Origin of the sequence: uncultured Methanobrevibacter sp. (genome assembly GCF_902771435.1) — an archaeon.
GTDB lineage: Archaea > Methanobacteriota > Methanobacteria > Methanobacteriales > Methanobacteriaceae > Methanocatella.
In genome coordinates, this window is sequence record NZ_CACXXB010000085.1 from 1 (window position 1) to 2,640 (window position 2,640).

Annotated in this window: 2 protein-coding genes; both read left to right on the forward strand. The window is 39.1% G+C overall.

Annotated elements, in window-relative coordinates; translation table 11 throughout:
- Window positions 1-401 precede the first annotated feature (401 nt).
- Complete coding sequence (locus QZU83_RS10590) at window positions 402-1,517, forward strand: Fic family protein (RefSeq protein ID WP_295611949.1); 1,116 nt, start codon at window positions 402-404, stop codon at window positions 1,515-1,517.
- 242 nt (window positions 1,518-1,759) lie between these two features.
- Window positions 1,760-2,437: a DUF4417 domain-containing protein gene (locus tag QZU83_RS10595; RefSeq protein WP_295611950.1), complete on the forward strand. Its 678-nt coding sequence runs from the start codon at window positions 1,760-1,762 to the stop codon at window positions 2,435-2,437.
- Window positions 2,438-2,640 lie beyond the last annotated feature (203 nt).

The window sequence follows — 2,640 nt, forward strand, 5'->3', positions numbered from 1 at the left end:
CAGCTGGCAGACCTTTCAGTGCGCCTTCCGGGCGCAAGCGGGGAATAGTCCCTTATAGGGACTGAGCAGGCCACCGGCTAAGCCGGTGGTCCTGACTCACGAGGTCTTCATAGCAACGAAGGAGCTTTTTTAGGCCCATACGATCCGTGTAGCAGTAATTTATATCATGAATATCTATTCAATTGCGGTTCTGATCCGGCAATAGCCAGCTGCTTGAGCCTCAGTTTTACGTGTTTGATCGACGAACAAAAACGTGATTATTACAGAAATTAGATATGATATGGTTGGAAATGACAGGTATGAGCATATACAATATTCTTGCCATTTTCTTTTGCAAATAACGTGCATGTTTTCAAAAAATATGCACGTTATTTATTGACTCGTGTTAAAGTGGTGATATAATGGTTCCAATTAAAAAACATGTAAGAAAGGGGGATAATTCAATGCTAGAGTTTATTGAAGAACGGAAAAATGATTTTGATGTTGGTTATTTTATAAATGAATTAGCAGTCGCTTCTAAAAATCTTGGTATCCTTGAAGCTAAGATTGATTCCTATCAATTTAACAGCATTCTTATCCCGATGCTTCAGAAGAAAGAAGCAGTTTCTTCCATGTATATCGAAGGAACACAAACTACCATTACAGACGTACTAAAAAGTGAAATTAATCCTCAATCCAAAGATGAAAAAATACGTATTGAGGTGGAGAACCATGTAAAAACGTTGATTTACGGGGCAGAATACCTGCGCACTGGGAAATTTACGCATTCATTTATAAAAAAAATCCATGAGTACATGATGAAAGGCATTATTACACCTGGCCTTGAAAAAACTCTGGGGAAATATAAGCAAAAGGACAATCAGATCAAAAACACTATCGGAGTAGTAGTTTATACTCCACCATCAGCATCGGAAACGAAAAAATACATGGATGAACTCCTTTCCTTTATGAACAATGAAACAGACGGACTGAATTCCTTGATTAAGGCGGCAATGATTCATTCACAATTTGAATCAATTCATCCATTTTCAGATGGGAATGGTCGTATAGGTCGCGTTCTGATAAGCCTTTACTTATTTAAGGCGAAAGTAATCAATTTTCCATTCTTTTACATTAGTGAAGCAATCAATATGGATAAGTCTGTTTACTACCGAATGCTAACAGACTCTCGAACAAGCTCCCTAAATGAATGGATTAAGTATTTTCTGCATAAAGTGTCTGTTCAAACAATGAAACATATTGGGTATATCGATGCATTAAATGCATTATATGTGAAGACAAAAAACATAGTTAAGGAATGTGTTAACAGCCCCAAATTCGATGAGATTATCGAATGCCTTTTTACGCATCCGGTAATAAATGCAGTTATTTTAGAGGATCAACTGTCAGTTTCTCATGGACAAGCAGTTCGATACCTAAATGCTTTGGAAAGAAAAGGTGTGTTGCTTGGTGATGATCGAAAACGTGGAAAAACATATTATTTTCAGGAATTGATAGATCTTGCCAGAGGAACATGAGGGCATGTCACGTTAGAAAAGGAGGTGGTGTTTATTGAATGCAAAAAACAAAACGCACTGAGAAGCTGTTGGCGCAGCGACTCAATGCGTTCATATCCTCAGATATGCTATTGCATAGCTAAGATTTGGTGAACTATAAAATAGCATATCTGATCCGTATCGTCAATTTGCACAATGCACAAAAATGCTGAGGCAATGTGTAACAACAATTTGGCTGAATAAGTCAGCCAGAAAGGTCAGATATGTCAAAAAATCGAATATTAATTGATGATGGGTTCAACTCAGAGTTTGTTGAAACCGCTATTTTTGATGGAATACTGGAGATGCCGTGTCTTGAAAAACCGCGGAACATCATTATTCCCGAAGCAATCATTCCCTTTTCTAAGAGAAACCAAAGTGCGAACCACCAAGCGTTTTTAGCTTTTTATGAATATGATGTCTGCTTTTCTGATATTCTGCGAAACCCAGAGAAGTATGCATCTGAAATTCAAACATTTGCCGGAATGGTTACATTGGATTGCTCTTTGTATATAGACTCGCCACTTCTTGTACAGATGGCAAATGTATATAGAAGCCGTGCAATCGGTCATTATTATCAAAATCTCGGCAATTATGTGATTCCAAATGTCAGGTGGGGAGATGAGCGCAGTTATACAACTTGCGTTCTACCTGAGAAGTTTGCTTTTCTCGGATTACCTAAGCACAGTATCTATAGTATAGGTACTTACGGAGCATGCCAGAGTAAGGAAGAACGATTTCACTTACGTGAAGGCCTGATTTCCATGCTGGATGAGCTTCAGCCGGAAGTGGTTCTTGTATACGGTGCTATGCCAAAGAGCGTTTTTCAGGGGTTATATGATCGTACGCGATTCGTAAATTATCCAGACTGGACTTCCTCTAGGAAAAGGAGGGCGAGCTGATGGGTACTGGAAAAAGCGGACGATACTTAAACACAAGAGGTAGTGGTCGTAGTGTCAGTGACTACGCGCTTGTTCATTCGAATGAAGGGACTTTCACATATTCTCCTAATTAACAAGAAATGTTTTTCGTGCCCGGCATAGAAAAAGGCTCGTCTATCACGAGCCAGCATGAAAAATATTTCGTTTGGACCAAGTCGCCGTCC

What these genes read in the sequence shown, in the direction of transcription:
- QZU83_RS10590 (WP_295611949.1), top strand. Translation starts at nt 402, where the DNA reads ATGGTTCCAATTAAAAAACATGTAAGAAAGGGGGATAATTCAATGCTA.
- QZU83_RS10595 (WP_295611950.1), top strand. Translation starts at nt 1,760, where the DNA reads ATGTCAAAAAATCGAATATTAATTGATGATGGGTTCAACTCAGAGTTT.